Origin of the sequence: Corallococcus sp. Z5C101001 (assembly GCF_007352635.1) — a bacterium.
In the GTDB taxonomy this organism is placed as follows: Bacteria; Myxococcota; Myxococcia; order Myxococcales; family Myxococcaceae; genus Corallococcus; species Corallococcus silvisoli.
Window position 1 is genome coordinate 1,128,587 of the sequence record NZ_VKLU01000005.1, and the last position, 23,598, is coordinate 1,152,184.

Sequence of the window (23,598 nt, forward strand, 5' to 3'; positions counted from 1 at the left end):
TTCACTTCAACTTCAGATGAAGACGCCCGCGGACGCGTCGTAGCGCGCCTGCTGGAGTTCCTGCGTCGCGGGACGGCCGCGCAGCGCATCCGTCACCTGACGCGGCGCGGCGCGGCCCGAGCACTTCGAGCATTCGCACTTGCCGCGCTTGCAGGTGCAGTCCGCCTTGCTGCCGCACGAGCACTTCGCGGTCAGCAGCTGGTCCAGCTCCTCCAGGGGGCGGGGCGCCTCGTCCTGCTTCGCCTGGGGAGGCGTCGCGGAGGGCGGGGCCTTGTCCTGGGAGGCGGTCGCCTTCGCGTGGGCCTCGCAGGCATGGGCGGTGGCGGGCAACAGCCACAGGCCGCCCAGCAGCAATCCCGCGGTCATCAACGTCGCGCTGCGTGCCATGTCCGCTCTCCTTCGCGAGGACCGGTGAAGGCCCCCGCGAGTCCGGCCTATACCCCAGCCCACTCCCCCTGCCAAGGCATTCGCGCGCACCTTTACCCACCTATCAACAGAGCACACGGTGCGCTCGCCCGGCGCGGGGGCGCGCGCATACAGTCCGCGCCCTCCTGCCCGTGACGAACCGAACCGCCCGCATCGCCTTCGCCGCCGCGCTCGTGCTGGGCGCGCTGCCCCTCTGGGTGTCGCGCGTCCTGCCCATGGTGGACCTGCCGCAGCACCTGTACCTCATCTCCGTGCTGCACCGGCTGGATGACCCGACGACGCTGTACCCCTCGTTCTTCGAGGCGCGGCACGCGCTGACGCCGTACCTGGGCTACTACTACCTGGTCAGCGCGCTCAACTGGCTGCTGCCGCTGGAGGTGGCCAACCGCGTCTTCCTCACGGCGTACGTGGTGGGGATGCCGCTGGGGATGGCCTTCCTGCTGCGCGCCCTGGGCCGGCCGTCCTGGCCCGCGCTGCTCACGCTGCCCCTGGCGTACGGAGACAGCTTCGGGTGGGGCTTCATCAACTACCTGGCGGCGCTGCCGCTGACGCTGGTGTGCTGTGGCCTCTTCGTGCGGACGCTGACGGACGTGCCGCGCCGCCGGGCGTGGGGCGTGGGGCTCGCGGCGTGCGTGGTGGCAGTACTGCTCTTCCACGTGCAGGCGTTCGGGTTCCTGGCGTTCGGGCTGCCGTGGCTGCTGCTCACCACGCCGGTGCCGGAGGACGCGGGGGCCACCACCATGGGGGCCCGGCTGAGGGCCCGCGTGCCAGCGCTGGCGGGCGTGGTGCCCGGCGTGACGCTGTTCCTGGCGTGGGTGGTGCTGCGCTTCGGCGACCCGCCGGACATCCAGCCCGGGGCGCCGTGGAAGGCGTGGGGGCCCACGTTCTCGCCGCAGAACCTGGCGTGGAAGGGCTTCGCGCAGAACCGCGCGGAGTTCCTCCAGGTGCTGGCCAACACCTTCCACGACGGTTCGGACCGGTGGCCGCTGTACGCCGTGGGCGCGGTGGCGGTGGCGGGCTGGGTGCTGGGGCTCTTGCGGCCGGGGACGCGCCGCGAGGGACCGGTGGCGCGCTGGCGGCTGCTGGGGCTGGGGGTGCTGGCGCTGGCGCTGTTCTTCCTGCTGCCCTTCGACATCCGGGGGTACGTCTACTACCTCAACACACGCTACGCGCACCTGGCCGCGGCGCTCCTGGTGGTGAGCATGCCGGCCACGCGCGTCGAGTGGCGGCGGCCCCTGGGGCTGGCGGCGGCGGCGAGCGCGCTGCTGCTGGCGTTCGTGATGGGCCGGGGCTTCCGCGACTTCGCGGAGGAGGCCCGCGAGTGGGACGCGCTCGCCGACGTCACCGGCGCGCGGCCGAAGGTGATGGGGCTGGTGTTCGACGCGGGCTCCCGGGTGGTGCGCTTCCCCGTCTTCCTGCATGGCGCGGCGGAGCTGGCGCGCGAGCGCGGTGGCGTGCCCAACTTCACCTTCGCCAGCACGCCGCATTCGCCCCTGCGCTACCGGGGCGAGGTGCCCCCCACCTTCCCCTCCGAGTGGCGCCCCCAGGAGCTGGACTACGCGACGCAGGGCGTCTGGTACGACCACTTCCTCGTGCGCGGAGCGCATCCCTCCCGCGTGTTCGGCGGACGACTCCAGTCGGAGTTGGTCATCGTGGGACAGTCCGGGAGGAGCTGGCTGGTGCGGCGGCGGTAGCGCGTGAAGTAGAAACCCGGCGCATGAGCCCTGTCTCCACCGAGCCCCGCCCCCTGCTGGACGCGCTGCGCGCCGGCACGCCCCTGCCCTCCTTCCCCGAGGCGGACGTCGAGCAGGCCCGCGGGCTCGCGAACGACGTGGCCGCCGCGTCCGCCGCGTCCGTGGAGGCCCTGCCGGAGCCCCTGGCGGGCGCGGTGCTGGAGGCCGCCGTGCTGGCGGGGCACGCGGCGCTGCCGGAGGCCCTGTCCGCCTCGTCGGTGAAGCCGCTGGCCAAGGCGGCGAAGAAGGCGCTCTACCGGCTGCGCTCGCGCGGCGTCACCCCGCCAGAGGCGCCCAGGGAGGCGCCGCCCTCCGCGGCTCCGGAGACGCTGCCGACGCTGGTGACGGTCATGTCCTCCACGGGGCAGTACGGCCTGCTGCTCACCCGCGTGGTGCGCGGCGGCGTGGAGCTGCTCCAGGTCATCGCGTCGGATGAGCAGGGGGTGCAGGAGCTGACCCGCACGGAGCAGAGCCGGGGCGACATCCGCCGCATCCTCAAGCACGGCCTGCGCAACGGCTTCGGCATGGAGGTTTCCCGGGAGGAAGGGGCCCGGCTGCTCGCGGAGGCCGCGGCCCTCAACCTGCGTACCCGCACGCCCTTCCCGCCCGACCTGGAGGCCGCGCTGCGCCACCACGGCGTGCAGCCGCTGGAAACGCCCGAGCCCCTCCCCCCCCCCGAACCCGAGGACGCGCGCCGGGTCCTGGAGGGCGATCAGCTCCACGCGACGGCGGAGATCGCGGAGTGGCTGCCGCCCGACGCGCAGGTGCGCGGGTTGATGGATCAGATCCAAGCGCTGGCCACGAGCCCGCTGTCCTTGAGCGCCGCGCAGCGCCAGGAGCAGGTGCGGCAGCGGGTCCAGGACGCGGCGCGGGCCTTCTTCACCCCGGAGGTGCGCCAGCGCTACGCGCGCCGGCTGTGGCGGATGGCGGCCTTCTTCGACGCCACCCAGCGGGCCCTCCAGGCGGACATCGCGAGGGGCGAGGCCCGCCGGCTCTTCCACGGGCTCGACGAGCCGTTCTCCCGCTTCGCGGAGACGCTCTTCGCCAAGGTCGTGGCCCTGGCCGCGGCGGGCGCGCAGGCCCAGGCGGCCCCGTCCGCCGGAGGGCCGCAGGCCGCGCCCTCGGACGAGCGGCGCGGCCCGGGCGGCCTCATCCTGCCCTGACGACCCCGGGCTGGGCCTGCCTCAGGCCTGCTCCGTCCGGGCGCACAGGAGCAGGTCCAGGTTCTCCCGCTCCCAGGCGAGCGCCCGCTGGTAGTCGTGGAAGCGCTTCTCGTGCTCCATCAGCTCCGGCGGGTGGATGCAGCGCCGGCCGTCCTCCCCCCGGCGCGCGCGGTAGACGTGGTGCAGCATCTCGTGGAAGACGATCCACTCCACGAAATAGCGGGGCACCAGCGGCTGGTCCAACGCCGGGTGGATGCGGATGACCTTCGAGTCCGCCGAGTACGAGCCCATCTTGATGCTCTTGCGCGGCCCCTTCACCCGGGGCGCCGGCCCGTAGGTGATGGCCGCGTCGATGCGGCTCTGGAAGTAGCGCTCGTTGAGCTTCTCGTAGATGCGCCCCAGGTCATGGTAGCGCCCCACCGGCGACAGCCGCAGCCGCTTGCGCATCTGCGCCGGTGACAGCCGGCGGATGAAGATGCGGTTGCGCTCGATGTACCGGTCCAGGAGGGCGCTGGCATCCGCGTCCCCCTTGCGGACGAAGCTGGCGAGCGCCTGGAGCACGTCATCCGGCGCGGCCAGGAACATGTGGTGCAGCCGCAGCCGCCACAGCGCCCGCTGACGCTGGAAGGTCAGCATCGTGTGCGTGTTGTCGTGGATCTCCACCGCCACCTTGCCCCGCAGCCGCGTGCGCAGCCTCCGCTCCAGCACGCGCCGCCACACCTTCACCAGTCGGTTGGGCTCGGGGGCGACCGGGAGCTGCCGGGCCACCCTCCCCGCGGGGTAGGTCCTCTGTCGGTTGATGTTCTTCTGCTTCTTCGCGCGAGCCATAGAGGGGGCGGAGTCTACGGACCCCTCTGACATGTGTAAACGCGCCCGCCTGGTGGAAAGCCAAGGAATTCCAACGACTTAAGGGCACTCAAGCTTACCCGGTCCTACGTGTCCTCCGCAGGGTGCGGATGCCGCATACGAGCAAGTGGCCGTCCTGATTAGCGTCGCCTCCGGCAGGGGACCCGGAGCGTCTGGAGTTCCCCGGCTACAGGTCGGACATTGTAGGTCTCAATCCCCCGAGGTGCCCTCTTTCCCGGACATGTGTACTGGACGCGAAGCGGGCCGGGGGCCAGGGCGACGACCTCGTTGATGGGCAGCTTCCCGCCCCCCGGGCGGCCCAGCACCGTGCGGACCGGGGCCTCGAAGCGGACGTCCACGGTGGTGGGGGGGACGGGCGTCTCGGTGGGAGCCGCCGGTTCCGGGGCCGGCGGGACCGGCACCTCCGGAGCGCTGGTGGCCACCGCGAGCCCCGCATCCGGCGCTCCGGCGGTGTCCGCGAGGACGGGCTCGGAGGGCGGCGGTGTCGCGGCCTCGCTCGGGGCGGGAACGGGCGCGGGCGGCGAGGGCGGATTCGCGGGCGCGGCGCCGGTGGGGCCGGGGCGCGGCGAGCCTCGCATCGCCGGCACCTTCGCCGGCGCGGGAGGGGCCTGGGCCTCCGGGCTGAAGACGCCCATCAACCAGGCGACCCCCACGCACAGCACGGCGAGCAGCAGCGTGGCCACCACCAGCACCACGACGGTGCGCGAGCGCCGGGGCGGCGGGGCGGCATCGGAGGTGTCGAGGCCCTCGTCGTCGTCCGCTTCGTCCTGCACGGGGGCGCGCACGGGCCTGCGGGGCGGCCGGCGCGGCGCCTGGAAGCCGACGGTGGACTCGTCGTCATCGGGATCCAACGACTGGACGGGCGTCGGGTCCGTGAGGCTCACCCCGGACGCCCCCGGGTCGGTGGAGAAGCGCTCCTCGTCCTCGGGCGAGGGACGCGGCGGAGGGCGGACGTTCCGCGGCCCCACGGGTGGCGCGGAGCGGTTCGCGTCGCTGGAGGGAGTGCTCTGACGCCTCGGGCCCGATGCCTGCGGCCCACGGCTGTCCTCCCCCGTGCCCCCCATGCGGCGGGGACCGGACGACAAGGGCTCGGAGCGGCCGTCCTCGGCGGGCGCCATGCCCGACCGGCGCGGGTTCGAGGGCGGCGGCGTGTCGCCGTCCTCCTGCGCGTAGGACGGTGTCCGGCGGGGTGAGGGCGCGAACGGATCGTCCGCGCCACCGCGTGGCAGGGCCACGCTCGACGGCGAACGACGCGAACGATCTCCCCCGGGGCCAGAGCGCGCGGTGGGCTCCGGGGGACCGCCTCGCCGCACCGGCAGGGGCGCGGGAACGACGGCCCGTGGGCGGCGCGCGCGCTGGGGCACGGTGGAGTCAGCGTCGTCCTCCTCCGCCTCGTCCCAGACCTCTTCCTCCTGCACGGGCTCCAGGTTCCGGCGAGGCGTGGGCGCGCCGGGCATCGTCCCCACGGCGGTGGACTCTCCGAAGTCGTCGTCCTCGTCGTCGCCCTGGCCCGTGGGCAGGTCGCGCGGCAGCGCCATCTGCGTCTCGGGCTCCCCCTCCTCCGCGTCCCAGGTGCGCAGCGCCGCGGCCTCGCTCGTGGGCCTGCGCGAGGGAGGCCGCGCCACGAGCCCCACGGGCGTCAGCGGCGATCCCCCCCGGCCCTGCGACCCGGAACCGGCCAGCGGCAGGGTGCGGGCCCCGGTGTCCTCGTTCAGTGGCAGGGTGCGGGACGCGGTGTCCTCCGCCTCGGCCAGCGGCAGCGTCCTCGCGGCCGTGTCCTCGAGCCCCGCCAGCGGCAGGGTGCGCGCGGCCGTGTCCTCCGCCCTGGCCAGCGGCAGCGTCCTCGCGGCCGTGTCCTCCGGCAGGTCGGGCACCGGCGGCGGCGGAGGCGTCCGCAGGGACGGCAAGGGCACGGTGGGCTCGTGCCGGCCCGCGCGCTTCGCCGGGGGGATGTGGAGCACGGTGCGCTCCTCCGCCTCCCCCAACAGGCGCGCGATGTACTGCGCGACGTCCAGGCTCTGCTTGAGGACGCCGGAGGCCAGGAAGGCCTCCAGTTCCACGCGTACATCGGAGGCCCGCTGGTAGCGCTGGGTGCGGTCCTTCACCAGGCAGCGCATCACGATGCGCGACAGGGCCGGCGGATAGTCCGGGCGCACCAGGTGCGGCGGCGTCGCCTCCTCGTGCCGGATGGCGTAGAGGATGCCTTCGGTGGTGGGCCGGTGGAAGGGCTGCTTGCCGGTGGTGATTTCGTAGAGCATCACCCCGAGCGCGTAGATGTCCGCCCGGTGGTCCAGCCGCTCCTGCATGATCTGCTCGGGCGACAGGTAGAGGAACTTCCCCTTGATGACGCCCGGCTTGCTGCGCTCCATGAACGCGCCGGCCTTGGCGATGCCGAAGTCGACGAGCTTCACGCGCCCGTCGTAGGCGAGCATCACGTTCTGCGGGCTGACGTCCCGGTGGATCAGCTCCAACGGGCGGCCATCCACGCCCCGGCTGAAGTGCGCATGGTCCAGGCCCGCGGCGATGCTCGCGCAGATCTTCGCCGCGACACCGTACGGCATGGAGGCGCCGAACTTGGCCTCCTCCACGAGCACGCGGCGCAGGTCGACGCCCTCCACGTACTCCATGCAGATGAAGATGTTGTCGCCCTCCTTCCCCAGCTCGTGCACCTGCACGATGTTGGGGTGGTGCAGCTGGGCGGCGATGCGCGCCTCGTCCAGGAACATCTGGACGAACTCCGGCTCCTCGGAGAGGTACGGAAGGATCCGCTTGATGACCACCAGCGTGGGGTCCGGCGGCTTGTGCGCCAGGAACAGCTCCGCCATCCCGCCCAGCGCGAGGCGCTTGATGAGCAGGTACTTTCCGAACGGGGTGGCCGTCTGAGGCGAGCTCAAGGACGTGGAAGGTGTGGGCCGCGGGTGGAACTTTGAACTGTGTCCGGAGCCTACCTGCATTCCTGGCCCGGGGGGAGCCGTCGGACCCGCCCGGACGAGGACTGTAGGCAACCCGGAGGAGCCACGCGAACTTTCGCGCCGCCCTTCCCCAGAAACACGACCGCCCCCCACGGACGGGCCGTGGGAGGCGGAAGGTCAGTCGGACCGGGGACTGCCCCCGGCCGGAGAGGCGTACGACTACGGCGCGGGGGTCACGACGCCCGGCAGATCGTCACAACCCTGCGGGATGATCGTGTAGGTGTAGCGCAGGTTGGTGCCCGGCACGCCGCTGTCGGAGGTGTTGTTGCCGCAGCCGGTGATGTCCGAGCTGCCGTTGGTGCAACCCGCGAACGTGTAGGTGTCCCAGACGCCGCTGATGCCGTTGGGGAACGTCACCGTCCCGCCATCCAGGGCCGCCTTCTGGTAGTCGCAGCCCACCCTCGAGCCGCCGTCGCTGTAGGTCTCGTCGCGGGTCTTGTCGTGGTAGACGAGGATGCCGTCGCCGACCTCGAAGCCGTAGTAGATGGTGCCCGCGTCCTCGTTGTCCAACCGCATGAAGGCGGTGGGCGTGGGGTTGGTCAGGGTCAGCGGACCCGCCAGGTGGACGCGGGTGCCCAGGAAGGGCGCGGCGTTCTGGGCCAGCGCGACGGAGGCCTTCAGGGCCTCCACCGTCACCTCGTTGGCCGCGGGCCGGGCCTCCACGCCCGCGTCACCCTTGACCGTGACGATCAACTTCTTCGCGTTGCGGTAGTCGTTGGCCAGGTGGTGGCGGCGACCGGTGAACGGCGAGTAGTTCGGCTCCGTGCCGAAGTAGCCCTCGATGTCGAGGGTGTTGCCCGGCAGCGGCCGGTACATGTCCGGCGTGTCGTCATAGAACTTGCTGATGTAGAGGCCCTCCTTCGGGAAGGCCGGATCCGTCACCCAGAAGAACGAACGCCACTGGCCGGTGCCCTGGTCGCTCAGCTTCTCGTAGTGGATGTCGGTGACGACGACGTTGCGCAGCGTGACCAGGGTGTTGAACGGCACCTTGCGCGCCGCGGCGATCTGCCCCGTCGTGCCCGCATCCGTGCCCGCGTCCGTCCCCGCGTCCGTGGTGGGGCCCGCGTCCGTCCCCGCGTCCGTGGTGGGGCCCGCGTCCGTGCCCGCGTCCGTGCTGCAGACGCCCGTACATCCAGCGTCCGACGAGGGGGTCGGATCTTCCGTGTCGCGACCGCCACAGCCAGCGGCAGTCACCATCGCCGCGGTGGCCAGGAGGGCCATGGCGCCCAGCTTCTTGCGCAGTTCCATTCGTATCTCTCCGGGGGTTGAGGGGCGCCGCGCTTCTTGAAGTCCGACGCCAGTCGGGCTGAGGATTCGGGCCCTTATACCGGTGGCTCACCAGGGCCGGCAAGGAACGGACAGCGGCCCTGCCTGTGACATCGTGGTGAATTCAGGAATAGGTGGATCATGCTGCCGCGCGACACGTTCTTCCAAGGGCTGAAGCCCACACTGCACATCGCGCACCGCGGCGGAGCGCTCGTCGCGCCGGAGAACACACTCGAGGCCTTTGGACTCGCGGTGCAGGTGCACCGCACGGACATGCTGGAGCTGGATGTGCACCTCTCGCGCGACGGCGAAGTCGTGGTGGCGCACGACGAGACGCTGGAGCGCTGCACCAATGGCGAGGGCCCGCTCGCGGCGCTCACGTTGGAGGAGCTGCGGAGGCTGGACGCGGGCTACCGCTTCACGCCGGACGAAGGACGCACCTTTCCCTTCCGGGGCCAGAGCGTGCGCCTGCCGACGCTGCGCGAGGTGCTGCGCGCGTTTCCCACCTTGCGCATCAACGTGGAGATCAAGCCCGACGTGGCCCACGCCGAGGACGTGCTCGCTCGCCTGCTGACCGAAGAGGCGGCCCTGGGCCGCGTGTGCCTTGGCAGTGAACAGGACGCCATCGCGGAGCGGCTGGTGCGCGTCCTGCCCGACGCGTGCCACTTCTACCCGCGCGACGCGCTGGCCGCCTTCGTCCTGGCGCTCAAGGCGGGCGAGGCGCCGCCGGAGGACGCGCGCTACACAGTGCTCGACATGCCGCTGTACTTCGGCGAGGTGCGGCTGGTGGACGACGCGCTCCTGAAGGCCGCGGCCGAGCGCGGCAAATGGATCAACGTGTGGACCGTGGATGATCCGGCGGAGATGGACCGGCTCCTCCAGGAAGGGGTGGGCGGCATCATGACCGACCGGCCGGATCTGCTGCGCCAGCGAATGGACGCCTCTGGAAAGCCGGGTTAAGCCCTCGGCTCCATGCCCCGCACCACCGCCCGCGCGCGTCCGGCGACCCGCACCGAGCCGCCCTCGTCCAAGGCGCCGCCCCCGGCCAGCTCCGAACCGAAGCCCTCCGCCCGCAACCGGCTCAAGGTGAAGGTGCCCCGCGCGAAGCGCTTCGTGGCGCTGGCGGGCAACATCGGCGCGGGCAAGACGACGGCCGCGAAGCTCATCAGCCAGGGCTTCGGCTTCGAGCTGTTCGACGAGCCCGTCATCGACAACCGCTTCCTGCGGGACTACTACGGCGACATGTCGCGGTGGTCGTTCACGCTGCAGCTGGAGTTCCTCATCCGGCGCGTGGAGCACCACGAGCTCATCCACTCCGTCAGGAAGAGCTGCGTGCAGGACCGCACCCTGTACGAGGATCCGGAGATCTTCGCCAAGTACCTGCACGGCCTGGGGCACATGACGAACGCGGAGCTGGACCTGTACTACGAGTACTTCCAGCGGCTGTCGCGCCACATCGTCCGGCCGGACAAGGTCATCTGCTTCGACGTGCCCTCCGAGGACGTGCTCCTCCAGCGCATCCGCACGCGCGGCCGGGCGGAGGAGAAGGGCATCGGGCGGCAGTTCCTCAAGGGCCTCAACGGCTACTACGCGGGCTTCCCGCAGGTGCTCCAGGAGAAGTACGGCGTGGACTGCCTGGTGGTGGACGTCTCCAAGCAGGACATCCGCCGGGGCCCGGGCCGCGAGGAGTTCATGGACCGCGTCTCCGCATTCCTGGCCTGACGCCGCGCCGTTTCGTGCGACGCTGCCAAGCGCCATGCACGACCTCAGCCCCAAGAGCCCGCGCGACTCCGAAGTGGTGATGACGCAGCTCATCCTCCCCCCGGACGCCAACAACCTGAACGCCGCGTTCGGCGGGAAGGTGATGCAGTGGATCGACATCTGCGGCGCCGTGGCCGCCCAGCGCCACTGCCGTCAGGTCGTGGTGACGGCGTCCATGGACGACCTGCACTTCCATGCCCCCATCCGCGTGGGATGGATCGCCCTGCTGCACTCGCGCGTGCTCGCGACGTTCCGCACCTCGTTGGAGGTAGGCGTCACCGTGCACGCGGAGAACCCGCTCACCGGTGAGCGGCACCTGACCACCAGCGCGCTGCTGACGTTCGTGGCGCAGGGCCAGGACGGCAAGGGCGTGCCGGTGCCGCCCCTGCTCCTGGAGTCGGAGGCGGAGCGCCAGGCATTCCAGGAAGCCGAGGCCCGCCGCGCCCAGCGCCGCGGCCGCGGCCAGGAGGAGCAGTCCTGGATGAAGGTGATGAAGCCCGTGGCCGGCGCCTGAACGCACGAAGGGCCGGGGGCACGCCTGTCTGGCGTCCCACCCCGGCCCTTGGGTCCCCCGTCGCCTGGAAGGTTCAGGTGGTGAACGACGTGCCGCAACCGCAGGACGACTTGGCGTTGGGGTTCTCGAACTTGAAGCCCGCGCCGGTGATGCTGGTGACGTAGTCGATGTGCGTGCCCGACAGGTACTGGGCGCTCAGCGCGTCGGTGGCGATCTTCACGCCGTCCTGCTCCCAGAGCTGATCCCCGGCCTTCGTCTCCTTGACGAGGTTCAGGTCGTAGCCCAGGCCGCTGCACCCGGAGGGCACCACGCGGATGGAGAAGAAGTAGCCCTGGAAGCCCTGGGCCTGGATGACCGTCTTCACCTGGGCGAGGGCGGCGGCCGTCAGGACGACAGGCGCGGTGGCGGCGGGCTGGGAGGCCGGCGTGGAGTCGGCGACGACGGTAGAAGTATCCATGTGCTTCAATCTCCTCGTGAACAGCGCCTCATAACGCCCTGGCGCCCGAAAAGCCAAGGGACCTCAAGGGCCCGTCCTGGCACAACACAAGATAGCCCCCATGCCCATCCCTGAAATCACCCCCGCCGAGCTGGCCCGGCGCCTGGCCGGCCCCCCTGAGTCGCGCCCCGTCCTGGTGGACGTGCGCTTCGCGCACGAGCACGAATGGGTGGCCCTGCCCGGCTCGGTGCTGATGCCCCTGCCGGAGCTGGAGGACTTCCACGACGCGCTGGAGGCCCTCAAGGGCCGCCCCATTGTCGTCTACTGCCACCACGGGGTGCGCAGCCTGGACGGCGCCGCGTACCTCCTCGACCAGGGGCTGGAGGCGGTGTCGCTCCAGGGCGGCATCGACCTGTACTCGCGCACCGTGGACCCGTCCCTGCCGCGTTACTGACCGCGCCAGGAGACGGGCCGGAACTACAGCGACGTGTCCAGGTTCAGCGTCTGGTCCGTCACTTCGTTGGGGCTGACCTTCGCCTCGAACGTCACCGGCTCCTTCAGCTTGGCGCCGCGCAGCTCCAGGATGTGCTTGCCCTCCATCAGCTTGAGCGTCGTGCTGGCGTTCCCGATGAGCTGGTTGTTCCGGTAGACGGACAGGCCCGTCACGCTCTTGGGGAGGATCTTCAGCTTGAGGGTGCCCTCCTTGAAGCTGCGCTCGAAGGTCTTGAGCTCTCCGGGCTGGCCGAACGCGAGCTCCTCCGAGTCCTCCAGGTAGATGCCCTGGGCGTCGTTCTCCAGGATGAGCGTGTCCTGCAGGTGGGCGCCCGCCACGCGCGTGAGCGGCGCGGTGCCCAGCACCGTCACCGGCTCCGGGCTGTTGCAGCGGTCCGTGTGCCGCACCGACACCTTCACCGGCTGGTTCGTGTTCACCGTGAGCCACACGCCCTGCGCGTCCGCGGCCTTGGAGGTGAGCGCCAGCATGATGGGCTCGCGGAAGAGCACCAGCACCGCGAGCAGGCCCACCACGAAGCCCACCATGGCCACCGTGCGCACGCTCCCGCTCTTGGGCTTCGGCGGCTCTGGCAGCGCGGGGGCGCTGGAGCGGGACGGACGGCGCTCGCCGGAGTCGTCTTCCTCCACCGGGGCTGGGGGACGGGCCCGCGGGGCATCCACGCGGCTGGAGGTGCGGCGGCGCGGCGCCTCCACGGCGGACGGATGGCTGCTGCTGGTGCGGCGGCGCGGCGCGGGCGCGGGCACCGTGTCCGGGTCATCCTCCGGCGGAGGCAGGCGCGTGCGCTCGTCGTCCTCCAGGTCCATGCGGTGCACGCCCGAGCGCGAACGCACGGGCGGCTCCGACACCGGCACGGCGCGCGACATCGTGCGCCGGGGCGGCGGGGGCGCGGGGACGTCGTCGTCCAGGGACTGGCTGCGCAGGTCCGAGCGCGAGTTGGTGCGCGCCACCTGCGTGACGCCCGGATTGCTGGAGGACGTGCTGCGGCGCACCGCCGGCTCCGACGCGCTGGAGCGGCGCCGGGGCTGGGACTCCACGCCGGTGAGCGACGGCGCGTCGTATTCGTTCGGGTCATCCACCAGCGCGGGCGCGATGCCCGTCGCCCGGCGGGGCGCCGAGCCCGTGCGGGTGTTGCCGCGCGAGCGCTCGCGCTGCTGGGACGACTCGCCCGGCGGCGCCTCCCAGCTCATCTCCGGGGGCGGCCGGGGCGGCGCCGTGTTGGAGTCCTCGCCCACCGGCACGAACTGGCCCTGCCGCAGCTCCTCCTCCAGCCGCTCCGCGAAGAGCGTCTTCATGAGCTCGGAGATCTGCCCGGACGTCACCAGCCAGCGCTCGTTGACGAGCAGCTCTTCCAGCGCGGTCTGGAACTCCCGCGCGTTGTCGTAGCGATCATCCGCGCTCTTCGCGAGCGCGCGCATCACCACGTGGTCCATGTCCCGGGGCACGTCGGCCACCTCGGACGGGGACGGGATGGAGCACTCCATGGCGGCCTGCAGCGTCGCCAGCTCCGAGTCCTTCTTGAGCGGCCGGTGCCCGGTGAGCATCTCGTACAGCACCAGGCCGATGGCGAAGATGTCCGCGCGCCGGTCCAGGTGCTTGCCCCCGGCCTGCTCGGGCGCCATGTACGCGAACTTGCCCTTGATGGCGCCGGACTTCGTCATCGACGCCTGGTCCGCCGCCTTGGCGATACCGAAGTCCACCAGCTTCACCGAACCATCGAAGCTGATCAGGATGTTTTGCGGGGAGATGTCCCGGTGCACCACGTTGAGCGGGCGCCCCGCGTCGTCGGCGCGGCTGTGCGCGTAGTAGAGGCCTTCGCACGCGGACGCGACGATGCGGATCGCCAGCGGCCGGGCGATCCACTGGTTCATCCCGCTGGCCTTGCGCATGACCCGGCCCAGGTCCTCGCCGTGGATGAACTCCATGGCGATGTAATAGGTGCCGTTGGCCTCTCCGAACTCGTACACCTGCGCGATGTTCGGGTGGTTGAAGCGCGCGGCGATCATCGCCTCGTTCTTGAACATCTCCACGAACTCGCGGTCTTCGGCGAGGTGCGGGAGGATGCGCTTGACGACGACGTCCTTCTGGAAGCCCTCGATTCCGGTCTGACGCGCAAGCCAGACTTCGGCCATGCCGCCCGTGGCGAGCTTCTTGAGGAGCTGGTATTTCCCGAATGCTTGAGGGTTCATCCCGGGTACTCCCCGGGGGGAGCGGGCTCAGTGAAGGGTGACAGGGCAGCGCATCTTAGGGGACAGCGGCCGTCGAGGCAAAGGCGCCGGGCCTCCTTCCTGGGGTGGGTCGTCGCGACCTGCCTGCTGGCCCTGCATGCCGCCGCGGCTCCGGCGCCGGATCAAATCCAGGTCGAGCGGAAGGGCGAACTGCTGTCGCTGTCCTGGAGGGACGCCGAAGACCAGCTGACCGGCCTCCTCACCCCCGCCCTCCCCCGCCCCGGCGAACCGCTGCGGCTGACGCTGTCGGTGGGAAACCTCCAGGGGCCCCCCTTCCAGGGCGCCGTCACGGTCGCGTTCTCCCGGGAAGGCGTGCCCGGTCAGGTGACGCGCACGCTGACGCGTGACGCGGTGGGCTGGAGCACGGAGTTCGTCCCCGACGCGGCTGGCATCTGGGACGTGGACGTGCGCTTTCTCACCACGAGGCCGAAGGCCCTTCACGCACGGTTCACCGTGAGTGAGCCCCCGGTGCCCACCTTCGTCTGGCGCACCCTGCTGGCGATCGCGGCGGCGGGACTCCTCGTGCGAGTGCTGCGCGCCGTGACGCGGCGCGAGGGGAACGCGGAGCCGCCCCCGGCCGAGCCAGCCTCTTCCGCGCCCGCGACCTCCGAGCCGCCCGCGTCTGATCCGGTGGCCGCCGAGTCGCCCGCTCCTGCGGCCTCCGAGCCGCCCGCGGCCGAGCCGGCCCCTTCCGCGCCCGCGACCTCCGAGCCGTCCGCGTCCGCGCCGATGGGAGCTTCACCCGGGGCCCCTGCTGTAGCCCCGCCGGTGGATCCACCAGTGGATCGGTAACACCGGCTTTCTTACAGGCCGTCCCTACAGTCCTCCCCCACCCCGCGAGAGAAAAAACCTTCTCACGGCGGGTCACGTCACATCCATGTCACGAGGCATCCGGACCGACAGGCGCGCCTGGGTGTCCGGTAGTCCACCGCCTCGCGTTGGGCACCGGGGTTGCACGGGTGGGCAGGCAGCAAGCCGGACGGCGTGGGCATTCCTCGGGCGGGGAGACAACGGGCATGGGCGGGAGGGGGCTGGAGGAAAAGCGGTGGCGGTGGGGACTGCTCGTCGCGGTCCTCCTTGGCCTGCCGGCGGTGGCGGGGGCTGAGCCGGTCCCGGACGAGGACGCGGAGCCGGAGGACGTGGAGCCCCCGCGACGCATGTCCGAGGAGGACGGCTCCTCCAACAAGGACGGGCTGGACGGCGCGGTGGCGCAAGCGATGCCCCCCGGTTCGCGGCAGAGCCCGGTGATGGACGCGCCCGATGAGGTGGGCGACCCGAGCGCTCCAGTGCCGGACGCGGCGGTGCCAGGCACGAAGAAGAAGCCGAAGAAGGACACCGGCCCCAAGGCGGAGACGCTGGGCGAGGCACCGGACGAAGCGGACAAGGCGGACGACAAGGGCGCGCCGAGGCAGCGCATCCGAGTCTTCGGCCGCGTGTTCGCGCAGGCGCGCGCCGACGAGCGCGTCCAGTACGCGCGCAACCTGGGCATCGAATCGGCGCGAGTGGGCGTGGCCGCGTCGCTGTCCAACCTGGATGCGGAGGTCAGCGCGGATCTCGCGTCCAAGACGATCCTCAAGGACGCCTTCGTGCGGCTGGCGGACGACGCCAAGCGAGTGCGGCTGTACGCGGGGCGCTTCAAGTCGCCCTTCCTCCAGCGTTCGCAGGAGTCGGCCTGGCTGCTGCCCATCCAGTCGCGAGGGCTGGTGGAGGACTACCTCACGGAGACGAACGGGCTGGGCGGCCGGCGGCTGGGGCTGATGGGCGAGGTGCGGATCAAGGAGGCGTGGGGCCTGAAGCTCTCCACGGGGCTCTTCGAGGGCGGCAAGGACGCCGGAGGGAAGCGGCTGAGCGAGGACGCCTCCGCGCGACTGAGCGCGCAGCCCTTCAAGTTCCTGACGGTGGGGACCAGCACGTACCTCACGCAGGTGCTGGACGGGACGCAGCAGTACGCGACGGCGGCGGACGCTGAGTTCGAGCGGTGGGGGCTGGCGTTGACGGGAGAGGTGGCGGCGGGACGGCTGACGTTGGGACCGTTCCGCTCGCAGTCGGTGCTCGCGTCCTGGACAGTGCCGGTGGGCCATCAGGGCTGGGCGGTGCAACCCGTGGTGGGAGCGGAGGCACTGCAGTTGCACGGTGGAATCCAGGCACAGGGGCATTCGGTGACGGGGGGCCTCAATGTGTTGCTGGCGGACTCCTTCAAGGCGCAGTTCCAGGCCGAGCGAGCGCTCCGTCCGGGGGACGTGGCGCCCGCGCTCGAGCTGTCGGTCCAGCTCGCCACCCGCTTCCGCTGAGGGGAGGTCGGAGATGATCTCATTCGCTGAGGGCGAAGTGACCAAGCTGCGCCGCGAGTTCAAGCGCGTGCTGGAGGGCCCCGAGGCCAAGGGGGTGTGCACGCGGCTGTCGCAGGAGCTGGGCGGATACCTGCCACCGCCGACCCGCATCGTGTCGGTGTACTTCGACAAGGAGGGCTTTCCGCTGGCGGAGCGCGCGGTGCTCACGCCGGACAACTGCATCAAGGTGAGGACGAAGGAGTACTCGCCGGACGTGGGCGCGGCGGGCCGCGAGCGCGTGGTGTTGGAGGTGAAGCGCGAGCGCTCCGGGCTCACGCAGAAGCGGCGCGTCTGGGTGCCGCGCGCGGAGCTGAGCCGGGCGCTGCACGGGGGCGTGAGCCTGTTGCCGCTCATCGCGGGAGGAAGCCTGTCACCGGTGCTGGCGGTGACGTACCGGCGGCACGTGTATCAGGTGTCGCGGACGTGGCGAGTGACCGTGGATCGGGACATCGGCTTCCACGAGGTATCGCCGGAGCTGGCGCTCGCGCCCACGGCCTTGACGGTGGAGCGGCTGGGCCTGCCGGCGTTCGAGGACGCGCGGGTGGTGGTGGAGGTGAAGCACCTCGGGGCGGAGCTGCCCGAGTGGCTGGCGGCCCTCAATCCGGGGGGCACGACGGCGTACAGCAAGTTCGCGGAAGGCATGGCGAGGGTGCATGGCTTCGCCGCGGATGGGGTTGGGGCTGCGAGGGGATAGAGGCACCGTGTTCATCGACTTCGAAGGCATTGACGGCAGCGGCAAGACGACGCTCTCCAACCTGCTCGCCGCGAGGCTGAAGCGGCTGGGTTACAAGGTGGCGCACGCGCGCGAGGGTGGCGAGCTGCAGTCCCCCACTGCCCGGCGCATCCGCGAGCTGACCCGCGACGCGCGGCTGTTGGAGATGGGCCCGCGCGCGGAGTTCTTCCTCAATCTGGCCCGCGACGCGCAGCAGTTGGAGGAGGTCATCGCGCCGGCGCTGCGAAGGGGCGACGTGTGCATCACCGACCGGTACCTCTACTCGCAGCTGGCGCTGACGGGGGGAGGCCGGGGCGTGAAGGAGGAGGCGCTGTGGCCCGCGTGCGAGCTGGCGTCGCAGGGGCTGTGGCCGGACCTGGTCGTCCTGGTGGACGTCGACCCCGACCTGGCGCGCCTGCGCAAGCGGCTGGGCAAGGTGCAGAGCGGGAAGACCCACGACACGGACAGCCGCAAGGGACTGGCGGGCGCGGGGCTGGCGGTGCGCGTGCGCGAGGCGTTCCTGGCCCAAGCCCGGAGGGACCCCGCGCGGTGGATCATCCTGGAGAACAATGATCAGCCGCTGCGCGTGCTGGAGCAGCGGCTGGTGGACGCCGTGGTCGCGAGGCTGGAGGGGCGTGAGCAGCCGGTGCAGCGGCTGGTGCCCGCCCCCACGCCTCCGCCGCCGGGGGTTGCGTCGGTGGACGACGTGGAGGCGCGCTTCTTCCATGCGCTGGATGGGCTGGAGGTGCGTGAGCCGCAGCTGGCGGCATGGCTGCTCAACGGCATCCCGGGCGCGCCCGCGCACCAGCGCCGGCTGGCGTACGCGGAGCGGTTCCCGGGGCTCGTGGCGCGAAGCCTGATGGGGCTGGATGACGAGACGGCGTGGACGCTGCGCGACGTGCTGTCCGCGAGCGTGCCAGTGGATGTCGCGGAGGGGCTGGGCTTCGTCGCCTCCCCGCGGTCGCACGCGCTCCGTCAGCGGCTGTATGCGCAGGCGCCGGAGGCGGTGCTGGAGGGACTGAAGCGACAAGACTCGCCCGCGTCGTGGGCGCTGCGCGAGCGGGGCCTGAAGGACGGCCACCTGGGCGCTGTGCTCCTGGGACTCCTGGGAGTGGACGGTGAGGAGTCGTGGGTGGTGCGCGAGGCGGGCATGCAGCGGAAGCGCTACGCCGAGGTCGCGCGAAGCCTGGGGGGCCTGGCCACGGAGCGCGCGGACGCGCTGCGCGAGGCGCTGCTCAAGCATGACCGGCTGGCGGTGTTGAGGAGCACCACGGGGCTGGAGACGCCGGTGGCGGTGGGGCTGCGCGAACAGTTGGAGAAGGGGGCGCTGAAGCTGGTGCTGCGTTCGCTCACCGGGGTGGACTCGCCGCGCGCCTGGGCGATGCGCGAGCGGGGCGCGAAGCTCACGAAGGAGGCGCTGGACTCCGTGGATGGCATGGCGGATCCGCGCGCATGGAAGCTGCGGGCGCAGGCGGTGGGTCGGTGGCCAGCGACGGTGGTGTCCTCGATGCGGGGCCTGCCGCTGGTGGCGGAGACGCGGGCGCTGCTGGACCGGGTGTTGGCGGAGCAGGCCGGGAAGCTGCCGGTGCTGCGCAATGCGTACGCGGTGGTGGCGCAGGCCCGGGCGTTGGAGCCGGCGCAGCGCGCGACGAGACCGTTGTTGGAGTCGTCCGACGCGGATGAGGGGCGGAGGGAGGTATGACGCCCATGGACGGTCCGTTCGCGGCGTTGTTCCAGGACGTGGAGCAGGAGCTATCGGCCCTGTCGATGGGGGCCCTCCTCCCCCGGCTGGTGGCGTCGGCGCTCATCGGGGCGCTGCTGTCGTCGCGCCCCTGGCGGCGGGTGCTGGGCAAGCCGCTGCCGAGGGTGGAGATGGTACAGGCGCAGATCCTCCTCTGCGCGGCGGCGGCGGTGATCACGGCGGTGATTGGCAACAGCGTGGCGAAGGCGTTCGGGTTGGTGGGCCTGGGCGGGTTCGTGCGGTTCCGCTCGGGGCTGAAGGACCCTCGGGACGCGGCCATCCTGTTCCTGGTGATTGGCCTGGGCATGGCGTGTGGCCACGGGAACCTGGTGGTGGCGTTGGTGGGCACGGGCTTCGTGGCGACGCTGCTGCTGTTGCTGGACCTGTTCGAGAAGAAGGTGGTGGCGGCGAAGCAGCGGTTGGTGTTGTCCGCGCAGTCGGACGATCTGGTGCGCGCGGAGGCGGCGCTGCGCAGCGCGCTGGGGGAGCGCAACGTGCTGGTGAAGAGCTGCGCGTTGGACTTCTCCGCGCGGCGGTTGGAGTTGGAGGTGGAGGAGCCGGAGCCCGGGACCCTGGCGGCGGCGTTGGGGCGGACGGAAGGGGAGCCCTTGCGGGGGCTGCGGTGGACGGCGGTGAGCGCCAAGGGCGCGCAGGAGGAGATGGCATGAAGTTCAGGAAGCTGGCGGTGCTGTTCGCGGCGTGCGGGGCTCTGGCAGCGTGCGGTGGCGCGGGAAGCCTGCCCACGGGGAACAATCCGGGCGCGCCCACGACGAATCCGGACGGCTCGGTGGACCTGCCGGGAAACCCGGTGGACCCGGGCTCGGGGACGACCAAGCCCGATCAGCAGGCCGAGTCCACCTCGCTGTGGCCGCTGACGACGGGCTCGACCTGGACCTATCGCATCACGGACCCAGCGAACGGGGTGTTCAACAAGGTGGTGACGGTGCGAGGCACGGAGACGGTGCCTGACACGTCGATGACGGCGGTCAAGGTGCACAGCAAGCAGGACCGCACGGCGACGACGGGCACGGTGTACGAGGAGAACTCCTGGCAGTTGGAGCTGACGAATGGGCTGGTGGTGAGGCTGCGCGAGGAGGACGTCACGGACGGCCTGCCGACGAAGACGACCACGTGGTCCCCGGCGATGATGAAGTCCCTGTCCGCGACACCGGCCTCCGTGCCCTGGGAGCACCAGGACAAGGTGCGGGAGCTGATCACGTATTCCGCGGGAGGAACGGAGGGGAAGGAGCCCGTCTACGTCTGGAAGGTACTGGAGAAGGACGTGGCGGTGACGACGCCCGCGGGCACGTTCACCAACGCCATCAAGGTCCAGCGCGACAAGCTGAACAAGAGCGGCGAGGTGAAGGAGGAGAAGCAGCGCATGTACTGGCTGGTCCCCGGAGTGGGCAAGGTTCGCGAGGAAGGGGAACGGACGGAGGAACTGGTGTCCTACGACGTGAAGAAGCCGTAGGCCGGTTCACCATTCAAGAGACTGCCTCGCGTGCGGAAAACACGTCGCGAGGGAGTCTCATTCAGTACCCACCGATCTTGGGCGGATTGTTCGCAATCCAGGCGTCCGTTATCGAAAACAAAATCGGGTCTCCAGTCCTGCGAGCAAGCTCGGCAAGCGCTCTCCCCGCATCTGCGAGACTCCAGCCTGAAGAATTCAGCGACATCCAAGCGCCCGAATAGTTTCCAGCCCGCAAACAGCCGTCAAAAACTTCTCGCTGCCGGTTCGACCTGAACCATTCCGGAGCATCAGGCTGGGCTGCGATCACGGCAGCGACTTCCCGCTCCCCTTCCAATCCCGCGAAATGGGTCAAATCTCGCTTACCAACCACATTGAATTTAGTGGGAAAATCCCCTGGATACAGCCGCTCGTCTTCAAAACAAGAGACTGGAGGATCGTGTCGAAACTCAGGCCTCTTCAATAAACCATACAACAAATCACCAGACTCCCAGGCAATTCTCTCCAATCCCTCAAGATCATCAACCTCCGCGACCCTCGCAAATTCTCTCAACCCATCCGTAACCTTCTCATCCGACACAACTTCATTGAGAGCAATCGTCGTCAACAGCTGCGTCAAGTCTCGCGCATACTCAGTAACCCGGCACCCGCCCTCAACGCCCACATGCACCATGGTCGTCCTGCGTTCCATACCCCAATGCCACCAATAGCCATAGTACGAGGGCCCTGATTGGCTACTCCAAAGAGGAATGAGGGCAGGAGGGAACCCATAGTAATGAAATGGAACATCGGCCACCTCATTCGGCAACCTCAACTCACCAGTCAAATACGCAACTGCCTTTTCAGGCAACCCCAAGCCGCGCAACACCGAAACATACTTACCACAATTCACGACATATTCATCATTATTCACGGACTCATCCCTCCACTACTTCCGCCTGCAGTCGTCCCAGAACTCCTGAAAGGAGGCAGCGGAGTTTGCGGCGCCCCAAGATCCAATGCATGAAGAGGACTGACAGGCTCCTCAAAGAAACTCCCGCCATTATCACCATCAGCATTCGCCATCCAATGAATGAGCGCATGTTGAGCACGCGTCGCCACTGGCAAGAGCTTTCTTGAAGTCAAAGATTTTTCCACAACCCATTAGAGACACTCAAACCCCCGGCGCAAGCCCACCCGCCGTCGCCTGCGGAGCAGCACCAGACATCATCATGGCCTGCTCCCCCCTGAAGAAGCAACGCCACAACGACGAGCCGCAGCATCAAACCACCCCTCATCAACACTCACCCCCCGGGATCCGAAATACCCTTTGCATACAAAACGGGATCCAACTCACCACACATCCACCTAGAACAAACATACGCCAAATTCCCAACCCAACGAGGACGCGCCCGTTCCTCGAAGACACGCCTCAACACCAAAAGCGCATCCCCCTTCAGCTCGGGCCACCTAGCAGCGACTCGAGCAATCGCCATGATCACCGGCCCAAGAACATCTTCACCCTCATCCAACATCTCAACAAGACGAGGAAACGACGGGAAATAAGCCCAGTGAACCGAAACAGAAAGCACTGCCTGCCTTCTCCAATCAGCATCAGGGCAACCAAAATACGCCAAGGCAAGTTCCATCACATCATCACCAGGAGCAGCCCCCTCCACCCCTCCCAAGTCAGACAGCCCTCGAAGGACCTCAAACTCATCATCCGACTGCAACATCGCCCTGAAGTATTCATCATTCATTGATTCGACATCCCCTTACAGGCTCTAACAAACATCAGGACAGAGCCGTCGTAGGAGCATGACGCAGCAGCCGAGGACGAGGAAGCCGAAGTGGACGTCGTCCCTGCGCTCATCGCGGACGCGGAGCCGGCGGAGCGTAACCGTCCGGCCGACGACGTGCCGGAAGGATTGAAGGCGGACCTCGGCCGTGCTCGGCGAGCGCCGCGAGGAGTGAGCTGTTTAGCGACAGAGCTGGAGGGGTGAATCCGGTGGGCCAGCAGCGCGTCGCCACTTCCACTCGTGGGGTAGCAGTTCACCGATGCGCGAGTGAGGGTGTGTCTGCACGCGCAGCAGCACGTCAGCGAGGTAGGCCTCGGGATTGACGCCGTTGGCCTCGCAGGTGGCCACCAGGGCGTAGAGGCCTGCGAGGTTGGCCCCCGCGGCCTCATGGCCGACGAAGAGGAAATTCTTTCGGCCCAGGGCCGCCTTGCGCAGCGCGGCCTCGGAGCGGTTGTTGTCCAGGGGAAGGCGCGCGTCGGAAGCAAAGCGCGTCAGGGCGTAGCAGAGGGCCTGGCCCATGGGGCCCTTGGGCAGGTGGCGCGGGGCCTGTGCTTCCATCCACGCGCGCAGTGTCGTGAGGATGGGGAAGCTTTGCTGCTGGCGCAGCTCGCGGTGCGCGTCGGTGCGCACGACGCCCGCGTCACGAGCCAGGGCCTCCACCCGGTAGAGGGCGAGGATGAAGTCCAGGGCCTCGCGGGCCTCGGGCGCGGTGGGCAGCGCCTCGAAGAAGCGGCGACGCACGTGGGCCCAACACCCGACGCGCACGCGCCCTTCGGGCAGCGTCACCGCGTTGTAGCCGGTGTACGCGTCCACCACGAGGGCCCCCGTGGTGCCTCCCAGGACTTCCTTCGGCGTCTTGCTGGCCCGGCCCAGGCTGAAGCGGTAGCCGATGAGCCACTGCCCTTCGGGCGTCTGGGTGAGGAAAGTCCAGAGGTAGCCCTGGCGTGTCTTCTTCACGTCCAGCACGCGCACGGGCGTCTCGTCGGCCCACACCACGTCCGCGGACGCAATGCATTGCAAGAGGTGCTGGCAGAGAGGCATCAGCACCGAGGCGGCCTGGTGGAAGAGGTCCGTCAGCGTGCTGCGGCTCATGGGCACCCCACCGCGCTCAATCCGCTGGGCCAACCGGTGCAGGGGCATGGCGTCCGCGCACTTCGACGTCGCCACGTGGGAAAGGAAGGCGGGGCCGTACTCGCCCCGGTCCACCACCCGGGCTGGAGGCGGAGCGGTGACGACGCCCCGGCCGCACGCGCACGCGAGGACTTCCTGCACGTGCACCTGCTTCTCGAAGCGGGCCGGCATGTACTCGTACACCACCGAGGTGCGGCCCTTGCCCAGGGGCTTCAAGTCCTCGCTACCGCAGGCGGGGCAGTGGCGCTCCTCGGCAGGCACCGCGTGGCGAATCTCCCGCGCCGGGGCCTCCTCGGCCTTGCGGGCGGCCCGCTCTTGCCGCTTCTGCTTCGCGGCCTCCGCCCGGGCCGCCGTCGAGTCCTCGTCCCCGCGCAACTCGGCGGCCACCGTGGGCAGCTTCTCCGCCCTACGGCCGAAGACGTGGCGCTCCAGCGTCGCCATCTTCGCCTCCAGCGACGTCAGGCGCTCCTTGAGTTCCTCCGCCTCCTCGCGCCAGGGGCAGAAGTGGTCCTGCGGCAGCTCTCGGGGCACCTGGCCTCAACACGCCACCGCCGTTCAGCG

The 23,598-nt window shown here is 70.0% G+C and carries 21 protein-coding genes; 12 read left to right on the forward strand and 9 right to left on the reverse strand.

Annotated features, from left to right (window positions below):
• Positions 1-12 precede the first annotated feature (12 nt).
• Entirely contained in the window at positions 13-387 is a 375-nt protein-coding gene (locus FOF48_RS14980; protein WP_143902026.1) for a metallothionein, read from the reverse strand.
• A 170-nt stretch (positions 388-557) separates the two neighbouring features.
• Between FOF48_RS14980 and FOF48_RS14985 the strand changes: the two genes are divergently transcribed.
• Both FOF48_RS14985 and FOF48_RS14990 read left to right on the forward strand, forming a co-directional pair.
• Entirely contained in the window at positions 558-2,120 is a 1,563-nt protein-coding gene (locus FOF48_RS14985; RefSeq protein WP_186001914.1) for a hypothetical protein, read from the forward strand.
• A gap of 23 nt (positions 2,121-2,143) precedes the next feature.
• Entirely contained in the window at positions 2,144-3,322 is a 1,179-nt protein-coding gene (locus FOF48_RS14990; protein WP_143902028.1) for a hypothetical protein, read from the forward strand.
• A 21-nt stretch (positions 3,323-3,343) separates the two neighbouring features.
• On the opposite strand, the gene FOF48_RS14995 is transcribed toward FOF48_RS14990, so the two are convergent.
• The 3 genes from FOF48_RS14995 to FOF48_RS15005 form a co-directional block, all read right to left on the reverse strand.
• Positions 3,344-4,150: a hypothetical protein gene (locus tag FOF48_RS14995; protein WP_201756142.1), complete on the reverse strand. Its 807-nt coding sequence runs from the start codon at positions 4,148-4,150 to the stop codon at positions 3,344-3,346.
• A 158-nt stretch (positions 4,151-4,308) separates the two neighbouring features.
• Entirely contained in the window at positions 4,309-7,083 is a 2,775-nt protein-coding gene (locus FOF48_RS15000; protein WP_143902030.1) for a serine/threonine-protein kinase, read from the reverse strand.
• Positions 7,084-7,320: 237 nt separating this feature from the next.
• Positions 7,321-8,409 (reverse strand): hypothetical protein, encoded by a 1,089-nt coding sequence (locus FOF48_RS15005; protein WP_143902032.1) that lies wholly within the window; start codon positions 8,407-8,409, stop codon positions 7,321-7,323.
• Positions 8,410-8,568: 159 nt separating this feature from the next.
• On the opposite strand from FOF48_RS15005, the gene FOF48_RS15010 reads away from it, so the two are divergent.
• Genes FOF48_RS15010 through FOF48_RS15020 form a run of 3 tightly spaced genes read left to right on the forward strand, consistent with a single transcriptional unit; the run spans position 8,569 to position 10,702 of the window.
• Positions 8,569-9,387: a glycerophosphodiester phosphodiesterase gene (locus FOF48_RS15010; protein ID WP_143902034.1), complete on the forward strand. Its 819-nt coding sequence runs from the start codon at positions 8,569-8,571 to the stop codon at positions 9,385-9,387.
• 12 nt (positions 9,388-9,399) lie between these two features.
• Entirely contained in the window at positions 9,400-10,149 is a 750-nt protein-coding gene (locus FOF48_RS15015) for a deoxynucleoside kinase (protein WP_143902036.1), read from the forward strand.
• A gap of 34 nt (positions 10,150-10,183) precedes the next feature.
• A complete protein-coding gene (locus FOF48_RS15020; protein ID WP_143902038.1) occupies positions 10,184-10,702 on the forward strand; it encodes an acyl-CoA thioesterase in 519 nt (172 codons plus the stop codon).
• A gap of 73 nt (positions 10,703-10,775) precedes the next feature.
• Here the strand turns inward: FOF48_RS15020 and FOF48_RS15025 are convergent, their stop codons facing one another.
• Entirely contained in the window at positions 10,776-11,159 is a 384-nt protein-coding gene (locus FOF48_RS15025; RefSeq protein WP_143902040.1) for an iron-sulfur cluster assembly accessory protein, read from the reverse strand.
• 100 nt (positions 11,160-11,259) lie between these two features.
• On the opposite strand from FOF48_RS15025, the gene FOF48_RS15030 reads away from it, so the two are divergent.
• The gene (locus FOF48_RS15030; protein ID WP_143902042.1) at positions 11,260-11,592 is read left to right on the forward strand and encodes a rhodanese-like domain-containing protein; all 333 of its coding nucleotides are present in this window, start codon (positions 11,260-11,262) and stop codon (positions 11,590-11,592) included.
• 23 nt (positions 11,593-11,615) lie between these two features.
• Here the strand turns inward: FOF48_RS15030 and FOF48_RS15035 are convergent, their stop codons facing one another.
• Complete coding sequence (locus tag FOF48_RS15035; RefSeq protein WP_143902044.1) at positions 11,616-13,838, reverse strand: serine/threonine-protein kinase; 2,223 nt, start codon at positions 13,836-13,838, stop codon at positions 11,616-11,618.
• Between the two features lie 30 nt (positions 13,839-13,868).
• Here FOF48_RS15035 and FOF48_RS15040 point away from each other — a divergent pair, with 30 nt between their 5' ends.
• The 6 genes from FOF48_RS15040 to FOF48_RS15065 all read left to right on the forward strand — a co-directional run bounded on the left by FOF48_RS15040 (position 13,869) and on the right by FOF48_RS15065 (position 20,131).
• A complete protein-coding gene (locus FOF48_RS15040) occupies positions 13,869-14,669 on the forward strand; it encodes a hypothetical protein (protein WP_143902046.1) in 801 nt (266 codons plus the stop codon).
• 224 nt (positions 14,670-14,893) lie between these two features.
• The gene (locus FOF48_RS15045) at positions 14,894-16,168 is read left to right on the forward strand and encodes a hypothetical protein (RefSeq protein WP_143902048.1); all 1,275 of its coding nucleotides are present in this window, start codon (positions 14,894-14,896) and stop codon (positions 16,166-16,168) included.
• Between the two features lie 13 nt (positions 16,169-16,181).
• On the forward strand, positions 16,182-16,901 hold the full coding sequence (locus tag FOF48_RS15050; protein ID WP_143902050.1) for a VTC domain-containing protein: 720 nt from the start codon (positions 16,182-16,184) through the stop codon (positions 16,899-16,901).
• A gap of 7 nt (positions 16,902-16,908) precedes the next feature.
• Positions 16,909-18,621: a dTMP kinase gene (tmk, locus tag FOF48_RS15055; RefSeq protein WP_143902235.1), complete on the forward strand. Its 1,713-nt coding sequence runs from the start codon at positions 16,909-16,911 to the stop codon at positions 18,619-18,621.
• 5 nt (positions 18,622-18,626) lie between these two features.
• Positions 18,627-19,328: a DUF4956 domain-containing protein gene (locus FOF48_RS15060; protein WP_143902052.1), complete on the forward strand. Its 702-nt coding sequence runs from the start codon at positions 18,627-18,629 to the stop codon at positions 19,326-19,328.
• Entirely contained in the window at positions 19,325-20,131 is an 807-nt protein-coding gene (locus FOF48_RS15065; protein ID WP_143902054.1) for a hypothetical protein, read from the forward strand. Before FOF48_RS15060 ends, FOF48_RS15065 begins: the two co-directional genes overlap by 4 nt.
• A 61-nt stretch (positions 20,132-20,192) precedes the next feature.
• Here FOF48_RS15065 and FOF48_RS15070 read toward each other — a convergent pair whose 3' ends face one another.
• From FOF48_RS15070 to FOF48_RS15080, 3 genes are all read right to left on the reverse strand, one after another.
• Positions 20,193-21,041 (reverse strand): hypothetical protein, encoded by an 849-nt coding sequence (locus tag FOF48_RS15070; RefSeq protein ID WP_143902056.1) that lies wholly within the window; start codon positions 21,039-21,041, stop codon positions 20,193-20,195.
• 370 nt (positions 21,042-21,411) lie between these two features.
• On the reverse strand, positions 21,412-21,867 hold the full coding sequence (locus tag FOF48_RS15075; RefSeq protein ID WP_143902058.1) for a hypothetical protein: 456 nt from the start codon (positions 21,865-21,867) through the stop codon (positions 21,412-21,414).
• A 219-nt stretch (positions 21,868-22,086) separates the two neighbouring features.
• The gene (locus FOF48_RS15080; RefSeq protein WP_143902237.1) at positions 22,087-23,556 is read right to left on the reverse strand and encodes an IS66 family transposase; all 1,470 of its coding nucleotides are present in this window, start codon (positions 23,554-23,556) and stop codon (positions 22,087-22,089) included.
• Between the last annotated feature and the right edge of the window lie 42 nt (positions 23,557-23,598).

Coding starts and splice junctions, on each gene's coding strand:
- FOF48_RS15030 (WP_143902042.1), top strand. CDS start 11,260: ATGCCCATCCCTGAAATCACCCCCGCCGAGCTGGCCCGGCGCCTGGCC.
- FOF48_RS15045 (WP_143902048.1), top strand. CDS start 14,894: ATGGGCGGGAGGGGGCTGGAGGAAAAGCGGTGGCGGTGGGGACTGCTC.
- FOF48_RS14990 (WP_143902028.1), top strand. CDS start 2,144: ATGAGCCCTGTCTCCACCGAGCCCCGCCCCCTGCTGGACGCGCTGCGC.
- FOF48_RS15010 (WP_143902034.1), top strand. CDS start 8,569: ATGCTGCCGCGCGACACGTTCTTCCAAGGGCTGAAGCCCACACTGCAC.
- FOF48_RS14995 (WP_201756142.1), bottom strand. CDS start 4,150: ATGGCTCGCGCGAAGAAGCAGAAGAACATCAACCGACAGAGGACCTAC.
- FOF48_RS15025 (WP_143902040.1), bottom strand. CDS start 11,159: ATGGATACTTCTACCGTCGTCGCCGACTCCACGCCGGCCTCCCAGCCC.
- FOF48_RS15050 (WP_143902050.1), top strand. CDS start 16,182: ATGATCTCATTCGCTGAGGGCGAAGTGACCAAGCTGCGCCGCGAGTTC.
- FOF48_RS15005 (WP_143902032.1), bottom strand. CDS start 8,409: ATGGAACTGCGCAAGAAGCTGGGCGCCATGGCCCTCCTGGCCACCGCG.
- FOF48_RS15020 (WP_143902038.1), top strand. CDS start 10,184: ATGCACGACCTCAGCCCCAAGAGCCCGCGCGACTCCGAAGTGGTGATG.
- FOF48_RS15060 (WP_143902052.1), top strand. CDS start 18,627: ATGGACGGTCCGTTCGCGGCGTTGTTCCAGGACGTGGAGCAGGAGCTA.
- FOF48_RS14980 (WP_143902026.1), bottom strand. CDS start 387: ATGGCACGCAGCGCGACGTTGATGACCGCGGGATTGCTGCTGGGCGGC.
- FOF48_RS15015 (WP_143902036.1), top strand. CDS start 9,400: ATGCCCCGCACCACCGCCCGCGCGCGTCCGGCGACCCGCACCGAGCCG.
- FOF48_RS15075 (WP_143902058.1), bottom strand. CDS start 21,867: ATGAATGATGAATACTTCAGGGCGATGTTGCAGTCGGATGATGAGTTT.
- FOF48_RS15035 (WP_143902044.1), bottom strand. CDS start 13,838: ATGAACCCTCAAGCATTCGGGAAATACCAGCTCCTCAAGAAGCTCGCC.
- FOF48_RS15065 (WP_143902054.1), top strand. CDS start 19,325: ATGAAGTTCAGGAAGCTGGCGGTGCTGTTCGCGGCGTGCGGGGCTCTG.